Consider the following 23,049-nt stretch of genomic DNA (forward strand, 5'->3'; position numbering starts at 1 on the left):
GCCTTGACCAGGCCCAGGATCTCGGTGCGGAAATCCTCCAGGCGGTCGGACCAGCGCAACCCGCCGCGCGCCACCGGACCGAAGCGCAGGTGCACACCCTCGACCCGGGGCGAGTACACGAAGATCTCGAATTGCGGTCGCGGCTTGGGCAATTCGGCGATCTCGCGCGGCTCCACCTTGAACGAGAGGTAGTCGCGGGAGCGACCCTCGGCGTCGGTGACGTAGTAGTTGGTGCGCAGCGTGGCCTTGATGAGCCCGAGGATGGCGCGCAGGATGCGGTCCGCGTCCAGGCTCACCACCTCGTCGATGCGGTGGCGCATGGCGCCTTCCAGATCGCGGGCATGGCTCTCGTCCGCGGAATCGGGATCGAAGAGCGCGGCGAACAGGTCGACGAACATGCGCGAGGCGTCCGGATAGGCGAGCAGCACGCGGGTGATATTTGCCTGGCTGTACGGGAATCCGGCCTGCTGCAGGTATTTCGCGTAGGCGCGCAGGATGGAGACCGTGCGCCAGTGCAGATCGGCGCGCAGCACCAGTTCATTGAGGCCGTCGGCCTCGGCGCGGCCGTACCAGAGCGCTTCGAAGGCGGCGGTGAAACGCTCGCGCAGGCCGCGCACCTGATCGTCGAGGGCGCTGAGCCGGGCGGAGGATTCCACCAGTTCGGCGTCCATATTGCGATCCAGGGCGGCGCGCAGCAGTTCCGGCCGGGCCAGCAGGCCGAAATCGTAGACCCACTGCTCGGGACCGGAATCGAATTCCAGCTGATGCGGGCGTTCGTCGATGACCTCGACGCCCAGGCTCTGCAGCACCGGCAGCACCTGGCTCAGCGAGATGCCGTTGCCGCCGATGTAGAGGGTGAAGCGCCAGGAGCCGGGCTCGGAATCGGCGTTCCGGTACAGGTACTGGTCGATGCCGCCGTCCTGAAGACGTTGCAGCCGAACGATATCGGCGACCGCGCGGGCCGCGCCGAAATCCTCCTTGTAGCTCTCCGGGAGGGCATCGACATAGCGTTGCACCACGGACGGATCCAGCACGGTGGAGGTCGCCACCTCATCGCGCAGATGGTCCTCCCAGGTGCGGGTGGCCTCGGCGAGCAGATGCTGGATGCGCAGCCGGTTGGGCTCATCGGTATCGGCGATGGCGCCCTCGTCGGGCAGCCGCACCGTGAAATACACACTGGCGAGATCGCTTTCGGAGACGCGCGCCGAATAGTCGATGGAATCGCCGCCGAGTTCGTGCACCAGGATGTCCTGCATTTCCAGCCGGACCCGGGTGGTGTAGCGGTCCCGCGGCAGGTACACCATGCAGGCCACGAAGCGGCCGTAGCCGTCCATTCGCATGAAGAGCCGAACCTGGCGGCGCATACCGACATTCAGCACGGCGCTGGCGGTGCGGCGCAGCGCCGCGCCGTCCGAGGAGAACAGTTCGGTGCGCGGGAAGGACTGGATGACCTCGAGCATCTGCTGACCCGAGAACGAGTCCAGGTCGAAACCGCTGGCCTCGATGAGGGTGCGCACCCGGCGTTCGATGACGGGAATGTCCAGCACGTTCTCGTGCAGGGCGGTCACGGTGAAGACACCGATGAACAGGTGTTCGCCTGTGACACTGCCGGATTCGTCGATTTCGGCGACACCGACGAAGTACGGGTACACCGCGCGGTGCACGGTGGCCGGGACCAGGCCCTGGGTGAGCATGAGCAGCGGTGCGGCGCCGCTGTTGTCCGGAACGCGGAAGTCGGTGCCGTCCGGCGAACCGAGTACGCCCAGACCGGTTCCCGGCGCCATGACCGATTTCGCCAGGCCGTTCACGGTGCCGCGCTCATAGCGCGCGTAGCCGAGCAGGGTGAAATGACCGTCGGCGAGCCAGCGCAGCAGATTGGCGCAATCGGTGAGATCGGTTGCGGTGAAGGGGGATGCGCCCGCTTTGGCCGCATTGTCGAGCTCATCGGCGACCCGGCTCTGCGCCTCGCGCATGGCCCCGGTCGCGCCGATCACCTGGCGCACATCGGTGAGCACATCGGGCAGGCCCAGGGCGACCTGCTCCAGCTGTTCACGACTGGTGGAGGGATGCAGCTGGACGTGCATCCAGGATTCGCGCAGGCCGGTGGCGCCATTGCCGTCGACCCCGTGCGGGACAGCGGTTTCCAGCCGTCCGGCGGCATCGCGGGTGACCTCGAAGATGGGGTGCACCACCTCGCTGACGCTGACGCCCATGCGGCTCAGGTACGAGGTGACCGATTCGACCAGCAGCGGCATATCCTCGGTGACCAGCTGCACGGCCGCACCGAGATCGGCGTCGTCCTCCGGGTGGTAGACCCGCAGGCTCGCAGTGCCGAGGGTGCGCTGGGCGGCCAGATCGATCTGGCAGCGGAAGATTTGAGTCGAAGTCACGGGGATGGCGCAGTCGGCGTCGCCCGCGTCGACGTGGCGGAAATACGCCTCCTCGAGGGATACGAGGTTGCCTCGCAACGACGCGGGCAAACTCGCAGCCCAAGCCGCGCTGGACAATTCGGACGAGACCGTCATTTCGCCAACTCCTGGGATTCGGTTCCGTAACCAAGTGACGCCGGTCCGAGAGTAGCTGGGCGGCGTTAACGCCGGGCTGAATTCCTGCCAATACCACGACGCGTCGCACGGTTCGGGCAAACCGGGCGGTACGGCACTCGCCATACTTGACCGGAACTACCAGGTCGCGCACGACAAACCTTGCACCAAAAGACATTTCACGCAATAGGGCGTACGCGAAAGTGTCGAGTTCGCTCTTCGATAGCCGTTCATTCATGGGCATGGTCGTGCTCATCAGGATGAACAGCGAGCCGTCAGTTAACGGCCGACAGCTTACGCGCGCGGATCACCGGATCGATCCGCGCGTATGCCGTAACTCGTCCCCGCGACCTCGATCGGCCGCGGGACAATCCGGTGACCGTGCCCGCGAGCAATCGCGGGCACGGTATGGCGACCGAGCCGGTCTAACCGCGAGTGAGCTTGCGGTGCGTGACCCGGTGCGGGCGAGCCGCTTCCGGACCCATGCGCTCGATCTTGTTCGCCTCGTACGCCTCGAAGTTACCCTCGAACCAGAACCACGCGGCCTCGTTGTCGTCGTTGCCCTCCCACGCCAGGATGTGCGTGCAGGTGCGGTCCAGGAACCAGCGATCGTGGGAGATGACCACCGAGCAGCCCGCGAAGTTCTCCAGCGCGTTCTCCAGCGAGCCCAGGGTTTCGACGTCGAGGTCGTTGGTGGGCTCATCGAGCAGGATCAGGTTGCCGCCCTGCTTGAGGGTCAGCGCCAGATTCAGGCGGTTGCGCTCACCACCGGAGAGCACCCCCGCCGGCTTCTGCTGATCCGGGCCCTTGAACCCGAACGCGGAAACGTAAGCGCGCGAAGGCATTTCCTGATTGCCGACCTGAATGAAGTCCAGCCCGTCGGAAACGACCTGCCAGACATTCTTGTTCGGGTCGATACCGGAGCGGTTCTGATCGACATAGCTCAGCTTGACCGTCTCGCCGACCTTCACGGTGCCGCTGTCCGGGCTCTCCAGTCCGACAATGGTCTTGAAGAGCGTCGACTTACCGACACCGTTGGGGCCGATGACGCCGACAATGCCGTTGCGCGGCAAGGTGAACGAGAGATCCTTGATCAGAATACGATCGCCGAAGCCCTTGTCCAGGTTCTGCACCTCGACCACGACCGAGCCCAGACGCGGACCCGCGGGGATCTGAATCTCCTCGAAGTCCAACTTGCGCATCTTGTCGGCCTCGGCGGCCATTTCCTCGTAGCGACCCAGGCGCGCCTTGTTCTTGGCCTGGCGAGCCTTGGCGCCGGAGCGGACCCAGGCCAACTCCTCCTTGAGGCGCTTCTGCAGCTTCTGATCCTTCTTGCCCTGCACCTCGAGGCGCTCGGCCTTCTTCTCCAGGTAGGTGGAGTAGTTGCCCTCGTAGGGGAAGGTGCGGCCGCGGTCGAGCTCGAGGATCCACTCCGCGACATTGTCGAGGAAGTACCGGTCGTGGGTGACGGCCAGCACGGCGCCCGGGTAGTTCGCCAGGAACTGCTCCAACCACAGCACCGATTCGGCGTCGAGGTGGTTGGTGGGCTCATCGAGCAGCAGCAGGTCGGGCTTGCTCAGCAGCAGCTTGCACAGTGCGACACGACGGCGCTCACCACCGGAGAGGTTGGTGACCGGCTCGTCCGGCGGCGGGCAGCGCAGCGCGTCCATGGCCTGCTCGAGCTGGGAGTCGACATCCCACGCGTCGGCGTGATCGAGGTACTCCTGGAGCTGGCCCATCTCTTCCATGAGCTCATCGGTGTACTCGACGCCCATGAGCTCGGCGACCTCGTTGTACCGGTCGAGCTTGACCTTGACCTCGCCGAGGCCCTCCTCGACATTGCCGCGAACGGTCTTTTCCTCGTTGAGCTCCGGCTCCTGCATGAGGATGCCGACGGTCGCGCCCGGCGCCAGCCAGGCCTCACCGTTGTTCGGCTGGTCCAGTCCCGCCATGATCTTCAGGACGCTCGACTTACCGGCGCCGTTCGGGCCGACCACACCGATCTTCGCGCCCGGAAGGAAGTTCAAGGTCACATTGTCGAGCACGACCTTGTCGCCATGCGCCTTTCGAACCTTAATCATCTGGTAAATGAACTCAGCCATATGGGCAAGCCTAACTGTGTTGGGTTGCCGGTTCTCCGGCGCGGTCGGCATCTGCGGGCGGCGCTGGCGACGCCTCGGGGCGGTCGCTGTGGCCGAAGTGTTTGCGCTGCACCGGGGCGGTGCAACGGCCCAGGTCGGGACCGAGGGCAGTGGCGCGCATCTCGAGATCGTTGCGCTCCATACCGTCTCGGGTGGTGTACTCGTTCGAGCGGAGTTGACCGTAGGCGATGACCGGGTCACCGCGCTGCAGGGACGCCTCGACACCCTCCACGAGTTTCCGCCAGCAGGTTACCGTCAAATACAGGGTGCCACCATCGACCCACTCCCCGCTAGCGGCATCGAACCGTCGGGTGGTGCTGGCCAGCCGGAAGCTGAGCACCTGTTCCCCATTCGGCAGTGCCCGCCGGCTCGGATGCGTGACCACCCGGCCGATCACCGCGGTATTCGCCTCGTACATCGCTGTCCCCCTTGCCGATTCGGTTCGTCCGCTGTCGTGACTCCAGCGTGAACCGGCGAGAACCCCCGCGACAGCCCCACTTCCGCGATTGTGGATAACTCGGCGCTGTGGATAACCCGAGTTCAGCGGACTACAGCGTCGCCAGATCGGTATTCGCCCCGCACAGTACGACCACCGGCCGCTCTCCCGCCGCCGGAACGTACGCCCCGCTCTGGATCGCCGCCAGCGCCGTCGCACCGGCGGGTTCCACCACGATCCGGAACTCGCGCCACAGGTACTCCCGCGCCATCACGATGGCATCGTCGCTGACCAGCAGCGATCGCACCGCATAGCGCTGCGCCACCTCCATGGCGATATCGCCGATCCGATTGGCGCCCAGGGCATCCGAGGCCACACTCGATACGTCGACATCCACCGGCCGCCCCGCCGCGAGCGCCTTGTGCAGGGTCGGCGCGCCCTGCGGCTCCACCCCGATCACCCGGCCGCGCAGCCCGATCGCCACCGAGATCCCGGCGACCAGACCGCCGCCGCCGACCGCCACCAGCACCGGCGGCCGTCCGCGCACCTGCTCCTCGATCTCCAGCCCGACCACGCCCGCACCGGCCACGATGGCGGGCAGGTCATAGGCGTGCAGCTGCATGGCGCGGCGTTCGCGCGCCAGCTGGCTGGCGTAGCGGTGCGCCTCCGCGTAAGTCGTTCCGTGCCACAGCACTTCGGCCCCGTGCGACCACATGGCCGCCACCTTGGTGTGCGGTGCGGACTCCGGCACCACCACCGTGCAGGACAGTCCGCGCAGCGAGCTGGCCAGCGCCGCGGCGATGCCCGCGTTCCCGCCCGAGGCGATCACCACGTGCGTGATCGCGGGGTCCGCCTGCAACAGCGCGTTCAGGCAGCCGCGCACCTTGAAGGTGCCGCCGTGCTGGAGATGTTCGAGCTTCAGGGTCACCGGCACCGGTCCGCGCGGACCCTGGACATCGGTGTGGAACACGGGGGTCTTGCGGGTCTGGCCGTGCAGCAGGCGGCGGGCGCGCCGCACATCGGATCGATAGAGCCGCTTGATCTTCCGGGTCGCCTGGGCGACGTCGTTCACTTACGTACCTCTCGATCACGCCGGGCCAGCTCGGCGTACATGGCGTTGTACGAGGCCAGTTCCGCGTCGTCGTCCCGATCGGCGGCGCGGTCCAGCCTGGTGGCCAGTTTCTTATCGCTGCGCGACCACTGGATGAGCAGTGCCAGCATCACCACCACCAGCGGGATTTCACCGCTGGCCCAGGCGAGGCTACCGCCGGTGTGCTGATCGTCGAGCAGATTGTTGTTCCAGCCCAGGCCGAGCGCGCGATAGAACCAACCACCCAGCACGGTGTTCATGCTCATCAGCGCGATACCGAAGAAGGCGTGGAACGGCAGCGAACCGAACACCATGCCCAGCTTGGTCAGCGGCTCCACCTGGCGCGGCTTGGGATCGATGCCGATGACCACCCAGTAGAAGAGGTAACCGCTCAACAGGAAGTGCACATTCATCAACAGGTGCGCACCGTGCGAGCCGACGAACTTGTCGAAGATGCCGCCCAGATACAGCACGTAGAACCCGGCCACGAAGAACACCGCCGCCACCACGGGCTGAGTCATGAAGCGCGACACCGGATTGTGCACCGCGGCCAGAATCCACTCGCGCGGTCCGGGCGGGGCGTCGCGCCCGGCGGGCGGCAGCGCGCGCAGTGCCAGCAGCACCGGACCGCCCAGTGCGAACAGGATCGGCGCGAGCATGGACAGCATCATGTGCTGGGCCATATGCACGCTGAACATGGCCGGGGCGTAGCGGCCGACACCGGAACTGGTCGCGATCAACAGCACCGCGCAGGCGGTGAGCCAGGAGATGGTGCGGCCGACGGGCCAGGCGTCACCGCGCTTCTTGAGCCGCGCCACACCGCGCAGGTACAGCACCGCCAGCACGATCGCGAGGGTGCCGAAGATCAGATCGAAGCGCCAGTCGAACGCCAGCCGCGCGAGGTTCGGCGGACCGGTCAGGTTGTAGCCGATCTCGACCTCGGCCGGGGTCGGGACACTGCGCAATTCCGGCGGCGGGGTGCGGCCCAGGCCGACCGCGAGGCCGATGGTGGCGGCGAAGATCAGCGATTCCACCCCGGCGAATCGAATCAGCGCGCCGCGATCGCTCGGATCCTTCTCCAGATCCGGGATCGCGCGTTGCCGCTGTAGATAGCCGATGACACCGAGCAGAATCAGCGCCGTCGTCTTGGCCAGAATCAGCCGGCCATAGGTAGTACTGAACAGATCCGCCCACGGCACCCGAATCCAGGCATTGATGACACCGCTGATCGCGATCACCACGTAGGAGATCGTCGCGATCTTGGAGAATCGGCGGGTGGCCAGCGCGGTGTATTTGCCGTCGCGCAGCGCGTACGCCAGCACCGCGAACAACCCGCCCACCCAGAAACACGCCGAAAGCAGATGCAGAATAAGGCTATTGGTGGCGATGTCGTGCGCCCCGCCCGCCGACGAATGCCCGGTCAGCGCGACCGGCAGCAGCGAGATCACGGACAACCACAGCAAAACCGGGGTCCAGCCCCAGCGCAATGCGATCCGGCACCCGACCGCCAGGGCCAGGACGAAGAACACGGTGAACCGCCACGACCCGGCCACATCGACCTGATTCGCGGCGCGCCACACCGACTCCGGACGCAATGAGCTCAGAAATGGTTGCCCGGTGGTGTCCGAAAGTGTCAACGGCACCAGCAACGCCGACGCACCCGCCCACACCAGCGCCGCGTTCCCGGCGCGTCGCAGCGCCCGATACCCACCCACATCGAGCAGTCCATCGGCCTGCGGGGGCACGAAGAACGCCGCGAACAGCAGCGATCCGACGGTCAGCGCGGCAGCGAGGTCGGCGACCGCGCGCATGGCGGGCAGCCCGTAGGTGGTCAGCGGCCCCGGATCGGGAATCCCGAGCAGGCTCAGCGCCTGCGCCGAGGAAAGCCCGACGACCAGCGCCGCGACCACCGCCGCGACCGCACCGCCCATGGCCGCGAGCACCGAAACCTTCCCGCCCGAACCCGCCCGATTCCCCTGAACACCAGTAGCTGCGGGCGAGTCCTGCGGTGACGACATACGCCCAGGGTAGTTCGGAGTAGGGGTCCGAACTCCCCGGGGGTTTCCCGACCTCCGGTACGCGCACCCCCACGCGACGCGCCGAACAGTTGCCAGCCGACCCCCCAAACCCCACCTGGACGCTCGCTATACTCAAGTCGCTGGACACCGAGATCAATATGGGTCAAGGTGTTTGGTGGCCGCATCGCCCAGATGCCCCGCACTGCCTCCGTAGCTCAGTTGGATAGAGCAAGGGCCTTCTAATCCCTAGGTCGCAGGTTCGATTCCTGCCGGGGGCGCCTCTCCACCCTGATCCTCGCGACATCGTCGCCAGGCTCAGTGGTACCCACCCACCGCCGGAACCAAACGCCCGAAGATGGGCGGCTGTCCGGGCGTGGGCTTTTCGTCCGGAGGCAAAACCGGCACTGGGCGGGTGAGTTCTGGTTAGTGTCGGGGGCGACGTGATCTCGAGGGGCTAGGAGCGTGCCGTTATGGAACCGATTGTCGAGGTGACCGGCGGGAAGGTCAGCGGGCGGGCGCTGGAGGGGGTGGCGGCGTTTCTCGGGATTCCCTATGCCGCACCGCTGGTGGGGGCGGCGCGGTTCGAGGCGCCGGGGGCGGTGACGCCCTGGGATGGAGTGCGGGCGGCGGTCGAATACAGTGCGACGTGCGCGCAGACTCCGTATCCGCCGGCTATCGCGGCGCTGCTCGGGACGCATATTCGGCCCGGGGACGAAGCACTGACGGTGAATGTATGGACGCCGGATCCCGCGGGGACGGATCTGCCGGTGATGGTGTGGATTCACGGGGGCGCGTTCAGCCGGGGAGCGAACTGCATTCCGATCTATGACGGGGCTTCGCTGGCTCGCGGCGGGGTCGTGGTGGTGGGGATCAATTATCGGGTGGGGATTCCCGGGTTCGCGGTGCTCGAGGGTGCGCCGGACAATCGCGGGCTGCTCGATCAATTGGGTGCGCTGCGCTGGGTACAGGAGAATATTCGCGGGTTCGGCGGCGATCCGGGCAATGTGACGGTGTTCGGTGAATCGGCCGGGGCCATGAGCATCGCGGCGCTGCTGGCCTCGCCCGCAGCCGTCGGCCTGTTCGGCAAAGCGGTCATGCAGAGCGGCAATGGCAGCACCGCGGCCACGGCCGAGGATGCCCGGAAGGTGACGGCCGCATTGGCGGGGATTCTCGAAATCGAGCCAACCGCAGCGGCTTTCGCGGCGATCGACTCGGAAACCCTGCTCGCGGCACAGAATCGGCTCGGGCTCGAGATGGTGCAGGATCCGAATCCCGAGCGCTGGGGCGCGTCGATCATTCGCCACGGCATGGGGTTGATGACCCTCTTCCCGATCATCGATGACGCGGTGCTCCCGGACTCCCCCATCGACGGAATCGCCGCCGGGCGCGGACACGAGATTCCGCTACTGATCGGAACGACCACCGACGAATTCCGTTTCTTCACCGTCGGTGCGGGCGTCGACTCCGCCATCACCGCACAGACTCTTCCGTTCCTATTGCGCCGCAATGGCCTCGACGACTCCCTCGCCGACGCCTATGCCGCCGACCGACCGGACGCCTCATCGGCCGACCTGTACGCCGCCATCATCACCGATCTCGCCTTCCGCGACAGTTCCCTGCGCATAGCGGAGTTGCGGGCACAGGCGGACGCCCCCACCTTCGTCTACGAATTCGCGTGGCGCACACCGGTACAGCACCTCGATGCCTGCCACGCCCTGGAACTCCCCTTCGTCTTCGACACCCTCGCGGCGGCACACGGACTCACCGGACCGAACCCGCCGCAGCGACTCGCGGACACCATGCGCTCGGCCTGGCTCGCATTCGCGACAACCGGCAACCCCGGCTGGTCTCCGCTCACCGCGGATTCCCAGCAGGTCATGGTCTTCGACAACCCTGATTCGACCGTCGGGCCGATCCCGCGCGCGGCCGAACTCACCGCATTACGCACCGCCCTGGGGCGTTGATCGGCTGTTCATCGCGTGTCCGGGTTGCCTGTCTCGCCGTTGAGACGCCGTCGCCGTTGACGGTGCGTATCGGACATTCCTCGCTTACCCCGAGTGTGGCGGGACGAACATCGGGGCGGGACGCTTCGATGCCGATATTGCGGGTATGCGCTGAGTAGAGCGCCGGTTCGACGGCGCCGACCTCTGTTAAGGAGACGCATCATGCTCGGCCTCGGCATTCTCGGGTGGATCATCATCGGCGGTTTGGCCGGATGGATCGCCAGCAAGTTCATGAAAACCGATGCGCAGCAGGGCATCCTGCTCAATATCGTCGTCGGCGTCGTCGGCGGTCTGCTCGGTGGCTTCCTGTTGAAGCTGCTCGGGGTGGACGTCGAAGGCGGTGGGCTGTGGTTCAGCTTCTTCACCTGCCTGGGTGGTGCGGTGATTCTGCTGTTCCTGGTCAACCTCGTCACCGGTCGTCGCGCACTGCGCTGACCCCCGCACAGGTGAGTGATCCGCCCGGTGGCCGAATTCGGTCGCCGGGCGGATCACTGTCGTTTGCGTTCCTCGGATACGTCAATATGCTGCAGGTTGTGTCGAATCTGCGGATCAGCGAGGTTGCCGCCCTGATGGGTGTCAGTGATGACACCGTGCGCCGGTATATCGATCAGGGACGGCTCAGCGCCATCCAGCTGGAGAACGGGCGGATGGGTGTGAGCGGGCGCGAGCTCGCGGAGTTTCTGCAGGCCAATGCCGAGAAACCGGAGGCCGGGATCACGGTGGCGGTATCGGCGCGCAATCGGATGCGCGGGATCGTGACGCGGATCGTCAAGGACACGGTGATGGCGCAGGTGGAATTGCAGGCCGGGCCGTTCCGGCTGGTGTCGCTGGTGAGCCGGGAGTCGGTGGATGAGCTGGGGCTCGAGGTCGGCAGTGTCGCGGTGGCCTCGGTGAAGTCGACGCACGTGGTGGTCGAGGTGCCGGAGAGCTGAACGCACAGATCTCCTCGGTTGCGGGTGAGAAGCGGGCAACGAATACGCAACTGCGGAGGACTGGGGTCGTAATCTCCGATCGCGAGGATTCCTGACGATACGAACCCGATGGCGGTTCGCGACCGTCGAGGGAAGGTCCGATGCGTGGACGCGGCACAGATCGAATGCGTTGAGCAGGGAAATGGGCTGCGCGTAGCCGTCGACGGGCTCGAGCGGGTGCTGGGCGAGGCGTTGCCGCCGCTGCCGGTCCGGCTGGCCCCGCTGGCCGAATCGTTCGGCGCGACCCTGGCCGAACCGCTGATCACGACCACGGCGCTGCCGGTCGCCGATACCGCCGCCATGGACGGTTTCGCGGTGAGCGGTCCCGGCCCGCAGTGGACGCTGCGCATGGGCGCGTGCGTGGCGGGCCGACGTCCGCGTACCGCGTTGGCCGGTGGCGATGCGGTCCGGATCGCGACGGGCGCGCAGACCCCGCGCGGCGCGACCGCGGTGCTGCGGAACGAATACGTGGTCACCGAACGCGTCGGCGCGCGCTGGATGATCACGCACGCCCCGGATGCGCCGTACCGCAACGATATTCGCGGGCGCGGCGAGTACTGGTCCGGTGGCGCCGAATTGGCCTGCGCGGGAACGCGAGTCGATGCCGCGCTGGTGTCGGCGGCATTGAGCGCGGAAGCGCCCGTCGCCTCGGTGCGCGGACCGCTGCACGCCGATGTGCTCATCACCGGCGATGAGATTCGTTCCGCCGGTGCGCTGGGCGCGGGTCAGGCCCGCGACGCCCTGGGCCCGGTGCTGCCGGAGTACCTGCGCGCCTGCGATATTCGCTGCCGCGAGGTGTGGCGGCTGGCCGATGATCGGGCGCTGCTGCGGGCCTGGTTCGCGCTCGAGACCGATGCGGAGCTGGTCGTCACGGTCGGCGGCACCGGGTACGGTGCGGCGGATCTGCTGCGCCCGGTGCTCGCGGAGATCGGGGCGAGCATCATCGTCGACGGGGTGCGGATGCGCCCCGGCGGCTCCCAGTTGGTCGCGCGCCTGCCCGATGGCCGGACCCTGCTCGCACTGCCCGGGAATCCGCTGGCGGCGGTGAGCGCGCTGCTGCTCACCGGACGCCTGCTCGCGGATCGGCTGGCCGCGCGGCGACCGCGCGCGCCGAGGTGGGGCCGTCTCGCGGACGCCGCCGCGCCCGGCGCGGATTTCACCCGGGTGGTGCCGGTGCGCCAGGTCGAGGGTGGGGTCTGGCGTGCGGGCGGTGCGGTGCACACCCCGCACCTGGCGAATCTGATCGAGGCCCAGGCGCTGGCCCTGCTGCCGCCGGGAACCGGACGTGGAGCACTGGTTGAACTCTTACCGCTGCCCTGGTGAAATCAGGCCTTGCGCGCCGCGCATACGGCAATATGCTCTACGGCGTGACGAATTTGCGGATCGGTACGGTAAGTCCGGCTGATCGCCGGTGAGTCGTGAGCGAGCTATCAGAAAGTTGATGACAATGAAGAAGATGCGCACCCTGACCGCGGCCGTGGCCGCCCTCGCCCTCACCGGCGCGCTGGTGGGTTGTAGCTCGAATGATTCCAAGGATTCGAGTGCCCCCGCGGACTCCGACAAGCTCTCGGGCACGGTGACGGTGCTGGCCGCGGCCTCGCTGACGGAAACCTTCACCACGCTCGGCAAGCAGTTCGAAACCGATCATCCCGGGGTGAAGGTGGTGTTCAGCTTCGGCGGCAGTTCGGCGCTGGCGCAGCAGATCACGCAGGGCGCGCCCGCCGATGTGTTCGCCTCGGCGGCCCCGGCGAATATGCAGCAGGTGGTGGACGCGGGCGATGTGAAGGGCACCCCGGCGACCTTCGTCAGCAATCGACTGGAAATCGCTGTGCCCAAGGGCAATCCGGGTCATATCACCGGTATCGCGGATTTCGGCAAGACCGAGCCGCGGCTGGCGCTGTGCGCGGAGCAGGTGCCGTGTGGCGCGGCGGCCAAGAAGGTATTCGAGATCGCCGCGATCACCCCGCAGCCCGATACCCGGGAGCAGGATGTGAAGGCCGCGCTCACCAAGGTGACGCTCGGCGAGGTGGATGCCGCGCTGGTGTACCGCACCGATGTGAAGGCCGCCGGTGACAAGGTCGAGGGCATCGACTTCCCGGAGTCCAGCAAGGCCATCAACACCTATCCGATCGCGGCGCTGAACAAGGCGCCCAATGCCGCGGCGGCCGCCTCGTTCGTCACCTTCATTTCCTCGGACAAGGCCAAGAAGGTGTTCGCCGACGCCGGATTCGACACCCCGTGACGGTTTTTCGAGCATGCCGGTGACCGGAGCCTCGGCGCGACGGCGGGCAGTACGGGGGCGGCGACCGATCGCCCTCATGCTGCCCGCCGTCTGCGCGCTGGCCTTTCTGCTGATTCCGCTGATCGGTCTGCTGGTGCGCGCGCCGTGGCGCACGCTGCCAGAACGACTGTTCAGCGCCGAAGTCGGTCAGGCACTGCGGCTTTCGCTGATCTGCGCGACGCTGGCGACGGGTATCTGCCTGGTGCTCGGCATTCCACTGGCCTGGCTGCTGGCGCGCGCCCAATTGCCCGGGCGCGGGCTGATTCGCGCGCTGGTGACGGTGCCGCTGGTGCTGCCACCGGTGGTGGGCGGTGTGGCGCTGCTGCTGGTACTGGGCCGCCGCGGCTTGATCGGACGCTATATCTACGACTGGTTCGGATACTCGCTGCCGTTCACCACGGCCGGTGTGGTGGTGGCGGAGGCGTTCGTCGCCATGCCGTTCCTGGTGATCTCGGTGGAGGGTGCGCTGCGCGCGGCCGACACCCGATTCGAGGAAGCCGCAGCGACTTTGGGGGCATCCGCGTGGTACACCTTCCGCCGGGTGACGCTGCCTTCGGTGCTGCCCGGGGTGGTGGCGGGCACGGTGCTGTGCTGGGCGCGGGCACTGGGTGAGTTCGGCGCGACCATCACCTTCGCGGGTAATTTCCCCGGTAAGACGACAACTATGCCGCTGGCGGTGTATCTCGCGCTGGAAACCGATCCCGATGCCGCGATCGTGCTGAGCATGGTGCTGCTGGTGGTCTCGGTCGGCGTGCTTATCTCGCTGCGGGAGCGCTGGATTCGAGGTGCGGTGTGACGGTTCGGGGTTCTTCGTGACGCTGCACGCCGCGCTCGTCGTCGAGCGCGCGAAATTCCGGCTCGATATCGAATTCACCTCCGCCCCGGGCGAAGTGATCGCCCTGCTCGGTCCCAACGGAGCGGGCAAGACCACCGCGCTGCGCGCCTTGGCGGGACTCACCCCGCTCACCGGTGGCGCGCTCGGTCTGGGCGAGAACAGTTGGGACGCACCGCCTTCGGTCTTCGTCCCGGCCGAACGTCGACAGGTCGGCGTGGTATTCCAGGACTATCTGCTGTTCCAGCATCTTTCGGCACTGGACAATGTGGCGTTCGGCTTGCGCGCACGAGGTATGCGCCGCGCACCCGCGCGAGAACGCGCCACCGCGTGGCTGGATCGGGTGGGGCTGAGCGAGTTCGCGCAGGTGCGGCCGCGCTCGCTGTCCGGCGGACAGGCGCAGCGGGTGGCGCTGGCTCGCGCACTTGCCACCGACCCGCAACTGCTGCTGCTCGATGAGCCGCTGGCCGCGCTCGATGCCAGCACCCGGCTCCAGGTGCGCGCGGATCTCGCGCGTCATCTGCGCGGCTACACCGGACATACGGTGCTGGTCACCCACGATCCGCTCGATGCCATGGTGCTGGCGGACCGGCTCATCATCCTGGAGGACGGCGCGATCGTGCAGGAGGGCGCGCCGACCGAGATCGCGCGGCGGCCCAGATCCGACTATGTCGCGAATCTGGTGGGGCTCAACCTGTTCCGGGGCACCGCCACCGGCACCGAGATCACCGTCGACGGGGGCGGCACGCTCACCGGATCCGAACCCGCCGCCGGGCGGGTGTTCGCGGCCTTCTCCCCCACCGCCGTCGGACTGCATCTCACCCGGCCTACCGGCAGCCCGCGCAATACCTGGCCGGTCACCGTCGTGGGATTGGAACAGCACGCCAACACCACCCGGGTCCGACTGGACGGCGCGCCGCCGGTGCTGGCCGATATCACCCCGGCCGCGGTCGCGGAGCTACGCCTCGAACCCGGCATGCGACTCTGGGCGGCCGTGAAAGCCACCGAGATCCACATCTACCCGGCCTGAGGCCGGCCTCAGCCGGTCACCGCTTTCTCGAGTACGCCGTCGATGACCCGTAGCACCGCGCCCGCGCCATCTTCGTCCGCGAGCCGCTCGGCGACCTCGCCCGCTCTGGCACGCAACCCGGAATCGGTTGTCGCGGTGGTGATCGCACCCGCGAGCCAGTCCGCGGTGAGTTCGGGCTGGCGGGTGATTCCGGCGGTCACGCCCAGCAGGTCCAGGCGGTGCGCCCAGAATTGCTGTTCGGGGATCTCCGGTACGCCGACGGTGGGCACGCCCGCGCGCAGGGCGGCGGCGCAGGTGCCCGCGCCGCAGTGGTGCACGGCCGCCGCGAGGTGCGGGAACAGCCAGTCGTACGGGATATCGCCGATGGCGAGCACCTGCTCGTCCGCCACCGCGAGCCCGGTCCACCCGGATTGCACGATCGCGCGCACCCCGGCCCGGCGCAGCGCGGTCCCGACGATCTCGCCCAATTCGGCTGTGCGCGCGGGATTGTTGATATTGCTTCCGAAGCTGACGAATACCGGTGGGTGCCCGGCGTCCAGGAATTCCAGGAGTTCGGCCGCGGGTTCCCAGTCCAGGGGCCGGGCGGGCCACCAGAATCCGCCGACCTCCAGGCCGGTGCGCCAATCCGCCGGTCGCGGGGCGACGGTCGGCGAATATCCGTGCAGGATGGGCCATTGCGCCGCGGTCCGGCGGCGACGCAATGCCGGTGCCGACATCTTGGGCAGGCCGAGTTCGCGCCGGAATTCACCGATGACCCCGCCGTAGCGCAGATCGACCAGCCGGGCCCCGATATCGGAGGCCCACCGATTCCCGACCGGTCCGAGCGACCAGACGCCCGCGACCGCGGGCGGGTAATCGGCTGTGGCACAGGTGGGTTGCAGCCGCAGGGCGATGGTGGGAATTCCGGCGGCCTCGGCGAACGGCAATCCGGCGAATTCGGCGTACGGGGTGAGCAGCAGCAGATCCGCGGGCTCATCCCGCAATGCCTTGATCAGACCCGCGCCGATGGTGCGAAACCCGTCGGGCGTATTGAAGGCCGCGACGGTTTTGCGCTGAATCTCCGCGTAGTCGCCCTCGAAGCCGAAATCCAACTCCAGCAGTCGAAATCGCAGTCCGCAGCCGGTGATCATGTCCGCGAATGTCTCGTGCGCGGCCATCACGACCTCATGCCCGGCCGCCCGCAAACGCACGCCGAGCCCGGTCAGCGGGGCGACATCGCCCCGACTGCCGATTCCGACGATCACTATTCTGGCCATCGCACCTCATCCGATCATCAAGAGCCGCAACGGATCCTATCGGCATCGATCATGATCGGCACGGTTTCCGATGAGCGCCAATGCCTTTCGGGAACCCCGTGCTCTACGCTGCCCGCGTCCCCGATGGGCATGACGGTCGCCGACGAACCGATACCGGCGCGCGGTAGAAGAGGCCAGTTTCTGACCGCTTCTTCTGGCACCATCGACCCCATGCCGAAGACTTCCGCGCGACTGCTGGCGCTGCTCTCGCTGCTCCAGGCCCGCCGGGACTGGCCCGGATCGCTGCTGGCCGAACGCCTGGATATCAGCGCCCGCACGGTGCGCCGCGATGTCGATCGGCTGCGCGAACTCGGGTATCCGATCGCGGCGATCAAGGGGCCGGACGGCGGCTATCGCCTGGAAGCCGGATCGGAGTTGCCGCCCCTGCTGTTCGACGATGAGCAGGCGGTGGCGCTGGCCGTGGCCCTGCGGATCGCCGCCACCGCGGGCGCGGGTATCGAGGAAGCCGCGCTGCGCGCGCTGCATACGGTTCGTCAGGTCATGCCCGCCCGGCTGCGCGGGCGCATCGACGCGTTCCAGGTCACCACCGTCGGCGCTCCGACAGACTCGGCGGACGGGACGACCCTGCTGGCCCTGAGCGCCGCGATCCACGCCGGAGAGGTGCTGCGATTCGATTACTCCGGTCCGAAAACCGATTCCGAGGCTCCCCCGCGCCGCGCCGAACCGCACCACCTGGTGACCAGATACGGCCGCTGGTATTTGGTGGCCTGGGATCTGGATCGCGCGGACTGGCGCGTCTTCCGCGCCGACCGCATCACCCCGCGCATTCCGAACGGCCCCCGCTTCGCCCCGCGCGAGGTACCCGGCGGCTCGGTCGCGGACTTCGTCATCAGCCGATTCCAGGGCTCCGACGGCACCGGCGGCTGGCCCTGCCGCGGCGAGGTGATCCTCGACACCCCCGCCGCGACCGTCACCGAGTTCGCCCGCGACGGCATAGTCGAAGAACTCGGCCCGCACCGCTGCCGCGTCATTCTGGGTTCGTGGTCCTGGAACGCATTGGCTTGCGCCCTGGGGGTATTCGACGCCGATATCGAAATCGTCGGCCCGCCCGAACTCACCGCGGCGTTCACCGCGCTGGCTCAGCGCTACGCCTCCGCGGCAGCCCGAACGCCTTCATAGCAGAAATCCATGAGTAACCACCGCACTCGAATTCATCGATCCGAAACACGCTGAGCCACACCGGCGAAACAGTCACTCTCGATGCTTCACGCGAATCCCGTGGAATATGAGGTAATAGCGTGAATTCGGGAGATACCGCGTGGGTGCTGGCGAGTGCGGCACTGGTCATGTTGATGACGCCGGGCTTGGCTTTCTTCTACGGCGGCATGGTCGGCGGCAAGAGCGTGCTGAACATGCTCATGATGAATTTCGTCGCCCTGGGCGTGGTGACGACACTGTGGCTGCTGTACGGATACAGCGAATCATTCGGCTCCGACGCCTATCAAGGGTTGATCGGCGGCATGTCCCATGTGCTGCTGCGTGATACGCACGGCACCCTGTCCGGTCCGGCCGGCCATCAGATTCCGACCATGGCGTTCGTGATGTTCCAGCTCATGTTCGCGATAATCACCACCGCGCTCATATCGGGCGCGATCGCTGGGCGGGCGAAGTTCTGGGCCTGGGTGGTGTTCATCGTGGGCTGGGCGAGCGTGGTGTATTTCCCGGTGGCGCATTGGGTTTTCAGCGTGAACGGGTTCACCGGCACCGATTCCGCCGGGAATTCCTCCGATGTGGGCGGCTGGATTGCCAACCGGCTCAAGGCATTCGACTTCGCGGGCGGCACCGCGGTGCATATCAACGCGGGTGCGGCTGCGCTGGCGCTGGTATTGGTGATCGGGGATCGGCACGGCTGGCCGCGCAGTATTCCGCGCCCGCACAATGTGCCGTTCACCCTGCTGGGCGCGGCGCTGCTGTGGTTCGGCTGGTACGGCTTCAACGCCGGATCCGCTTTGGCGGCAGGTGATCTCGCGGCGCTGGCATTCACCAACACCACCATCGCGACCGGGGTGGCGTCTCTGGCGTGGATCATCGTCGAGCAATTGCGCGATGGTAAGCCGACCACCCTGGGCGCGGCCTCTGGCGCGGTGGCGGGTCTGGTCGCGGTCACCCCGGCCTGCGGATTCGTCGGCCCGACAGGCGCTTTGGCGATCGGCGTGGCGGCGGGCGTGATCTGCGCGCTGGCGGTCGGGCTGAAATTCACCTTCGGCTACGACGATTCGCTCGATGTGGTCGGCGTGCACCTGGTGGGCGGCCTGGTCGGCACCCTGCTGGTAGGCGTGTTCGCCGATGCCACGGTGAATCCGGCGGGCGGTAACGGGCTGCTGTACGGCGGCGGCTGGACCCAGTTGAACCGGCAGTTGATCGCGGCGGGCGCGGTGCTGCTCTATTCGTTCGTCGCCACGTATATCGTCGGCTGGCTCATTCACAAGACCATCGGTTTCCGGGTCGATCACGAGGCCGAGATCACCGGCATCGATGAGGCCGAGCACGCCGAATCCGCTTACGATCTCGGGGTTTCCGCGGTCTCCCCGGCCGGATCGGCTATCCGATCGGCTGCTCCGCCACCGATCCGCGCAGACTGGCGCCATTGATATCCAGGTACAGCACCCGCTCGGTGACCGACAGCGACGCGGTATTGCGCCGATCCAGCACCGCCACCACGGCGTCGATGAAATCGCGGTCGAAACTGTAGAGCGGAATGGCCTCGACCCGGTGAATCCGCTTGCCCGCCAACAGGGCCTGCACCTTCACCGGATCGCGATGGGTGTAGATGGCCGCGCGCCCGGCCAGCTTGCTGCCGCGATGCACCCGCTCGGCGTCCGGTGCGCCGATCTCGATCCAGGCGGTGATCTGCCCGGTGAGATCGCGCACCAGCACCGCGGGCTCATCGGTGGCGGACACCCCGCCCTCGCTGAACGCGATGCCCTCCTCGTATTCGAGCAGGTACGCCAGCAGGCGCGTCACCATGAATTCGGCCGATTCCGAGGGGTGCCGGGCCACCCGCAATTCCAGGTCCTCGTACACCCCGCGATCGATATCGGCGAGCTGAATCGTGAAGGTGTGCATCGTTGCGCTCAGGGCCATAGTTCCAGCAGCCTATCGGCTGCCGAACAGCGCTTTCGCAGCCGCGTCCGGGGCGGCGACTAGGAGGCGATGGCCGGAAGCGTGATCACCTGACCGGCGTAGGCCAGGCCCGCGCCGAAGCCGAGCAGCAGTGCGGTGTCACCGGCCTTGGCGGCGCCGGTGCGCAGCAGCTGTTCCATCGCCATCGGAATGGACGCCGCACTGGTGTTGCCGGTTTCGGCGATATCGCGGGCGATGGCCACCGAATCCGGCATATGCAGCGCCCGGGTGAGGGCGTCGGTGATGCGGCTGTTGGCCTGGTGCGGGATGAACGCGTCGAGATCGTCGACCGTGACCCCGGAGCGGTCCAGCGCGTCGCGGCAGGCCTTCTCCAAAAACGTGACGGCCCAGCGGAATACGGCGGTGCCGTTCATACGGATGTAGGGGCGTTCGGTGGTACCACCGCTGGCCTCGGCGGCGGCGACCTCGGCGAAGTACTGCGCGAAGTCCTTGTCCTGCTTGATGGCCGCGGTCTGGCTGCCGTCCGAGCCCCAGGCCACCGGGCCGATGCCCTCGACCTCGGACGGTCCCACCACGACCGCGCCGGCACCGTCGGCGAAGATGAACGCGCAGGTGCGGTCGGTCGGATCGAGCAGGTCCGAGAGGCGTTCGACGCCGATCACCAGCACGTGCCGGGCCTGACCCGCGCGCACCAGGTTGGCGGCATTGGCCAGCGCGTAGCAGAAGCCCGCGCAGCCCGCCGAGACGTCGAAGGCGGCGGTGTCGTGCATGCCGAGTTCGGTGGCGACGACCGCGCCCGCGGACGGGCCGAGCACCATCTGCGACGAGGTCGCCAGGATGACGGCGTCGATCTGCTCGGCCGGGATGTTCGCGGCGGCGAGCGCGTCGCGGGCGGCGGCGGTGCTCATGGACACGATGGTCTCGTCGTCCTGCGCCCAGCGGCGGGCCTCGATCCCGGAACGGGTGCGGATCCATTCGTCCGAGGAGTCGATGCGGTCGACGATCTCCGCGTTCGGGACGATGCGGCGGGGACGGTATACGCCGAGGCCCAGGGTGGTGGCGTGGGTTACCGGCGGTGCGGTGGCGATGTGCGCGGGCATGTCATCCTCTCGAAGTGAACCGATCGGTTCACAGGGATAGGTTTAACATGGACCGATCGGTTCAAGCAAGGTTTGGAGGACTTTCCATGACGGCGGGACCGCGCGCACGGTTGATCGCGAGCACCATCGCCACGGTGCAGGAGCACGGAGTGCACGCGGCGGGGCTGAGTGAGCTGCTCAAGCGCAGTAACGCCTCGCGCAATTCGCTGTATCAGCACTTCCCGTCCGGCAAGGGCGAACTGGTGGAGGCGGCGGCCCGAATCGTGTCCCGGGTGGTGTACCAGCATGTGAGCCGGATGGCCGACGCCCTGCCCGGCGCGCCCTCCCCCGAGCGCTGGCTGGACGATCTGCTCGCCTTCTGGCGGACCGGGCTGGAGAACAGTGACTATCGCGCGGGCTCGTTCATGATGGCCGCGGCATTGGACGAGCTCGATCTCTCGGTACAGGCCACCGCCGGACAGGCGTTCACCGAGTGGACCGCTCGGCTGGCCGACGGACTGGTCGCCGCGGGACTGGACCGCGCGGCCGCGAATTCCCTATCGGGACTGCTGCTCTCGGTCATCGAGGGCGCGATCGTGCAGAGTCGCGCGCTCAAATCCAGCCACCCCTTCGATGACGCCCGCGACCAACTCGCGGTACTGCTGCGCCATCATCTGCCGACGACCTAGCGAATCCCGTTGCCCAGCACGGTGAGCCAGCGCAGCACCGGCGCGCGCAGATCCGCCAGGCTCGCGGGCGTCCCGGCCGCCAAACCGAGCAGCGAACGCGCGCCATACAGCCGATCGAAAAGCAATCCCTCGAGCAGGCTGATCAGGTCTCGCGCGGCCCGCTCCGGATCGAGTTCCGCGACAGGCTGATTCGCGCCCGAGACGGGTTGATTCGTGCCCGAGACCGCCCGGTTCGACTCGGCCGCGCCGAGCGCCTCGAACAGCGCGGTGGCGGCGGGCACCGAGAACAGACAGTTCGCGAGCGCCTCTCGCAGTGCCTCATCGCCCGCCGCGTCGGCGGCGAGGGCGTAGCGGGCGAGCGCGTCCGAACGTCGCGGCCCCAGCAGCAGATCGAGTTGTCCCGCCATGAGATCCGCGGCCGTCCGCACCGTGGGCGCGCCCGAATCCTGCGCATCGGCGGCCACCCGGAAGGCCTGCCGCGAGGTCGTCGCGAGATGAATTACCGACGCCCGCAACAATTCCAGACGCGTCCGGTAGTAATACGACGTCGATCCACGCGCGATCCCGAGCCGATCATCGATCGCGTGATGGGTAACGGCCCGATTCCCACCCGCGGCGGCGAGTTCGAGGGCGGCGGCACAGATGGCCGAGCGCCGGGCCGAGCGATCCGGGGACCGCTGCGCACTCGGCACCGGATCGACCGGGCTGTCGGGTCGCGCCATTCGCATATCCCTCCGCCGTATCACCGAGCCGCATTTCCTCCATATGTATAGAGGGTCGGATCGTCGGAATGGCGGGTCGGGTCGTCGTCGACGATCACGCGAAGCAATCCACCGCGATCGAGAGTCGCGTCACGGCGCGGTACCGCGGCGCGGGGTGGCCCGCCAGCGTCGCGGATCGAGCATTCCGAGGCCGCCGACGGCGGGCAGCCATTCGCCGGGCACCCAGGCCTCACCCGCCCAGTGCATGCGGTTGACCCAACTGGCCTGCGGAACGGTGACGATCCGGCCGAGCAGCTGGTCCACCTCCAGCGCGCAGGAGGACGCGACGAGATAGTGCGCGCCGGTGACCGGCCCAGGCGCGGGAACCCGGTCGCAGACCTGACCGGCGGCCAGATCCAGGTCGGCGGCGATGACCACGCCGATGGGCAGCAGGCCGACCTGTCCGGCGTCGAGGTGCACCGCGACCACGGTCCATTCCCGGAAGGCATCGCCCGGATCATCGGCGAGCGGGCCGTGAGCTGCGAATCCGACGGCGGTGCGGGCGGTACTTCGCTCGGGTGGTTGTGATGCGACGCACCCGGGATCGGGTAGTGCATGATCGCCGGATCGCATACCGCCACCGGCGTTTTCGGTGCTGTTCATCACGCCCCCTGGGCGGATTCGCGCATCGGTCGAACCGCCGGAGTCCGGAATGGTGCAATTGCCGACCCGCACCAGCCACGGAAATCCACGGGTCGGAACGGGACCGAACCAATCCAATATTATCGCGGTAGTATGTCGTGCAACGTAAAACTCGTTGCCGCGCAAGTAAACT

General features: G+C 67.5%; 20 protein-coding genes and 1 tRNA gene. 11 read left to right on the forward strand and 10 right to left on the reverse strand.

Translation table 11 applies throughout. The features are described from left to right. From ACFVUS_RS40890 to ACFVUS_RS40910, 5 genes are all read right to left on the reverse strand, one after another. Positions 1–2,525 (reverse strand): NAD-glutamate dehydrogenase domain-containing protein (locus ACFVUS_RS40890; protein ID WP_387779938.1); only part of this gene is annotated, 2,525 nt, incomplete at its 3' end. A 443-nt stretch (positions 2,526–2,968) separates the two neighbouring features. Beyond that, positions 2,969–4,645, reverse strand: coding sequence for an energy-dependent translational throttle protein EttA (gene ettA / locus ACFVUS_RS40895; protein WP_387779941.1), 1,677 nt, complete (start codon positions 4,643–4,645; stop codon positions 2,969–2,971). A 10-nt stretch (positions 4,646–4,655) separates the two neighbouring features. Further along, the gene (locus tag ACFVUS_RS40900) at positions 4,656–5,102 is read right to left on the reverse strand and encodes a single-stranded DNA-binding protein (protein ID WP_387779944.1); all 447 of its coding nucleotides are present in this window, start codon (positions 5,100–5,102) and stop codon (positions 4,656–4,658) included. Between the two features lie 130 nt (positions 5,103–5,232). Further along, a complete protein-coding gene (locus ACFVUS_RS40905; protein ID WP_387779947.1) occupies positions 5,233–6,192 on the reverse strand; it encodes a threonine/serine dehydratase in 960 nt (319 codons plus the stop codon). Then, positions 6,189–8,228, reverse strand: coding sequence for a cytochrome c oxidase assembly protein (locus ACFVUS_RS40910; RefSeq protein WP_387779950.1), 2,040 nt, complete (start codon positions 8,226–8,228; stop codon positions 6,189–6,191). The genes ACFVUS_RS40905 and ACFVUS_RS40910 overlap by 4 nt, the downstream gene beginning before the upstream one ends. 204 nt (positions 8,229–8,432) lie before the next feature. Here ACFVUS_RS40910 and ACFVUS_RS40915 point away from each other — a divergent pair. From ACFVUS_RS40915 to ACFVUS_RS40950, 8 genes are all read left to right on the forward strand, one after another. Continuing rightward, positions 8,433–8,506, forward strand: a tRNA-Arg gene (locus ACFVUS_RS40915). A gap of 192 nt (positions 8,507–8,698) precedes the next feature. Then, positions 8,699–10,192, forward strand: a complete 1,494-nt coding sequence (locus tag ACFVUS_RS40920; protein WP_387779953.1) for a carboxylesterase/lipase family protein — start codon at positions 8,699–8,701, stop codon at positions 10,190–10,192. Positions 10,193–10,393: 201 nt separating this feature from the next. Then, a complete protein-coding gene (locus ACFVUS_RS40925) occupies positions 10,394–10,666 on the forward strand; it encodes a GlsB/YeaQ/YmgE family stress response membrane protein (RefSeq protein WP_387779956.1) in 273 nt (90 codons plus the stop codon). A 98-nt stretch (positions 10,667–10,764) separates the two neighbouring features. Further along, positions 10,765–11,163, forward strand: coding sequence for a molybdopterin-binding protein (locus ACFVUS_RS40930; RefSeq protein ID WP_387779959.1), 399 nt, complete (start codon positions 10,765–10,767; stop codon positions 11,161–11,163). 144 nt (positions 11,164–11,307) lie between these two features. Beyond that, positions 11,308–12,525, forward strand: coding sequence for a molybdopterin-binding protein (locus tag ACFVUS_RS40935; protein WP_387779962.1), 1,218 nt, complete (start codon positions 11,308–11,310; stop codon positions 12,523–12,525). A gap of 118 nt (positions 12,526–12,643) precedes the next feature. Continuing rightward, complete coding sequence (gene modA / locus ACFVUS_RS40940) at positions 12,644–13,444, forward strand: molybdate ABC transporter substrate-binding protein (protein WP_387779965.1); 801 nt, start codon at positions 12,644–12,646, stop codon at positions 13,442–13,444. Between the two features lie 13 nt (positions 13,445–13,457). Then, positions 13,458–14,279 carry a molybdate ABC transporter permease subunit gene (modB, locus tag ACFVUS_RS40945; RefSeq protein ID WP_387779968.1) on the forward strand — a complete coding sequence of 274 codons (822 nt, stop codon included), beginning with the start codon at positions 13,458–13,460 and terminating at the stop codon, positions 14,277–14,279. A 16-nt stretch (positions 14,280–14,295) separates the two neighbouring features. Further along, positions 14,296–15,345 (forward strand): ABC transporter ATP-binding protein, encoded by a 1,050-nt coding sequence (locus tag ACFVUS_RS40950; protein ID WP_387779971.1) that lies wholly within the window; start codon positions 14,296–14,298, stop codon positions 15,343–15,345. Between the two features lie 8 nt (positions 15,346–15,353). On the opposite strand, the gene ACFVUS_RS40955 is transcribed toward ACFVUS_RS40950, so the two are convergent. Further along, entirely contained in the window at positions 15,354–16,601 is a 1,248-nt protein-coding gene (locus ACFVUS_RS40955; RefSeq protein WP_387779974.1) for a glycosyltransferase, read from the reverse strand. Between the two features lie 210 nt (positions 16,602–16,811). Between ACFVUS_RS40955 and ACFVUS_RS40960 the strand changes: the two genes are divergently transcribed. Continuing rightward, positions 16,812–17,780, forward strand: a complete 969-nt coding sequence (locus tag ACFVUS_RS40960) for a helix-turn-helix transcriptional regulator (RefSeq protein ID WP_387779977.1) — start codon at positions 16,812–16,814, stop codon at positions 17,778–17,780. Positions 17,781–17,899: 119 nt separating this feature from the next. Further along, the gene (locus tag ACFVUS_RS40965) at positions 17,900–19,252 is read left to right on the forward strand and encodes an ammonium transporter (RefSeq protein WP_387779980.1); all 1,353 of its coding nucleotides are present in this window, start codon (positions 17,900–17,902) and stop codon (positions 19,250–19,252) included. Here ACFVUS_RS40965 and ACFVUS_RS40970 read toward each other — a convergent pair. Both ACFVUS_RS40970 and ACFVUS_RS40975 read right to left on the reverse strand, forming a co-directional pair. Beyond that, positions 19,203–19,745 carry a YaeQ family protein gene (locus ACFVUS_RS40970; protein ID WP_387779983.1) on the reverse strand — a complete coding sequence of 181 codons (543 nt, stop codon included), beginning with the start codon at positions 19,743–19,745 and terminating at the stop codon, positions 19,203–19,205. The genes ACFVUS_RS40965 and ACFVUS_RS40970 overlap by 50 nt on opposite strands. A 59-nt stretch (positions 19,746–19,804) precedes the next feature. Next, positions 19,805–20,845, reverse strand: a complete 1,041-nt coding sequence (locus ACFVUS_RS40975; RefSeq protein ID WP_387779986.1) for a beta-ketoacyl-ACP synthase III — start codon at positions 20,843–20,845, stop codon at positions 19,805–19,807. An 86-nt stretch (positions 20,846–20,931) separates the two neighbouring features. Between ACFVUS_RS40975 and ACFVUS_RS40980 the strand changes: the two genes are divergently transcribed. Beyond that, entirely contained in the window at positions 20,932–21,513 is a 582-nt protein-coding gene (locus ACFVUS_RS40980) for a TetR/AcrR family transcriptional regulator (protein WP_387779989.1), read from the forward strand. Here the strand turns inward: ACFVUS_RS40980 and ACFVUS_RS40985 are convergent. Together ACFVUS_RS40985 and ACFVUS_RS40990 are read right to left on the reverse strand one after the other, a co-directional pair. Next, the gene (locus ACFVUS_RS40985; protein ID WP_387779992.1) at positions 21,510–22,235 is read right to left on the reverse strand and encodes a TetR/AcrR family transcriptional regulator; all 726 of its coding nucleotides are present in this window, start codon (positions 22,233–22,235) and stop codon (positions 21,510–21,512) included. The two genes, ACFVUS_RS40980 and ACFVUS_RS40985, sit on opposite strands and share 4 nt — an antisense overlap. 129 nt (positions 22,236–22,364) lie before the next feature. Continuing rightward, positions 22,365–22,877 (reverse strand): hypothetical protein, encoded by a 513-nt coding sequence (locus ACFVUS_RS40990; RefSeq protein WP_387779995.1) that lies wholly within the window; start codon positions 22,875–22,877, stop codon positions 22,365–22,367. Between the last annotated feature and the right edge of the window lie 172 nt (positions 22,878–23,049).

The sequence above is a fragment of the Nocardia sp. NPDC058058 genome (genome assembly GCF_042885355.1).
GTDB lineage: Bacteria > Actinomycetota > Actinomycetes > Mycobacteriales > Mycobacteriaceae > Nocardia.

What these genes read in the sequence shown, in the direction of transcription:
- ACFVUS_RS40910 (WP_387779950.1), bottom strand. Translation starts at nt 8,228, where the DNA reads ATGTCGTCACCGCAGGACTCGCCCGCAGCTACTGGTGTTCAGGGGAAT.
- ACFVUS_RS40955 (WP_387779974.1), bottom strand. Translation starts at nt 16,601, where the DNA reads ATGGCCAGAATAGTGATCGTCGGAATCGGCAGTCGGGGCGATGTCGCC.
- ACFVUS_RS40980 (WP_387779989.1), top strand. Translation starts at nt 20,932, where the DNA reads ATGACGGCGGGACCGCGCGCACGGTTGATCGCGAGCACCATCGCCACG.
- ACFVUS_RS40960 (WP_387779977.1), top strand. Translation starts at nt 16,812, where the DNA reads ATGCCGAAGACTTCCGCGCGACTGCTGGCGCTGCTCTCGCTGCTCCAG.
- ACFVUS_RS40920 (WP_387779953.1), top strand. Translation starts at nt 8,699, where the DNA reads ATGGAACCGATTGTCGAGGTGACCGGCGGGAAGGTCAGCGGGCGGGCG.
- ACFVUS_RS40900 (WP_387779944.1), bottom strand. Translation starts at nt 5,102, where the DNA reads ATGTACGAGGCGAATACCGCGGTGATCGGCCGGGTGGTCACGCATCCG.
- modB (WP_387779968.1), top strand. Translation starts at nt 13,458, where the DNA reads ATGCCGGTGACCGGAGCCTCGGCGCGACGGCGGGCAGTACGGGGGCGG.
- ACFVUS_RS40925 (WP_387779956.1), top strand. Translation starts at nt 10,394, where the DNA reads ATGCTCGGCCTCGGCATTCTCGGGTGGATCATCATCGGCGGTTTGGCC.
- modA (WP_387779965.1), top strand. Translation starts at nt 12,644, where the DNA reads ATGACAATGAAGAAGATGCGCACCCTGACCGCGGCCGTGGCCGCCCTC.
- ACFVUS_RS40990 (WP_387779995.1), bottom strand. Translation starts at nt 22,877, where the DNA reads ATGAACAGCACCGAAAACGCCGGTGGCGGTATGCGATCCGGCGATCAT.
- ACFVUS_RS40985 (WP_387779992.1), bottom strand. Translation starts at nt 22,235, where the DNA reads ATGGCGCGACCCGACAGCCCGGTCGATCCGGTGCCGAGTGCGCAGCGG.
- ACFVUS_RS40975 (WP_387779986.1), bottom strand. Translation starts at nt 20,845, where the DNA reads ATGCCCGCGCACATCGCCACCGCACCGCCGGTAACCCACGCCACCACC.
- ACFVUS_RS40970 (WP_387779983.1), bottom strand. Translation starts at nt 19,745, where the DNA reads ATGGCCCTGAGCGCAACGATGCACACCTTCACGATTCAGCTCGCCGAT.
- ettA (WP_387779941.1), bottom strand. Translation starts at nt 4,645, where the DNA reads ATGGCTGAGTTCATTTACCAGATGATTAAGGTTCGAAAGGCGCATGGC.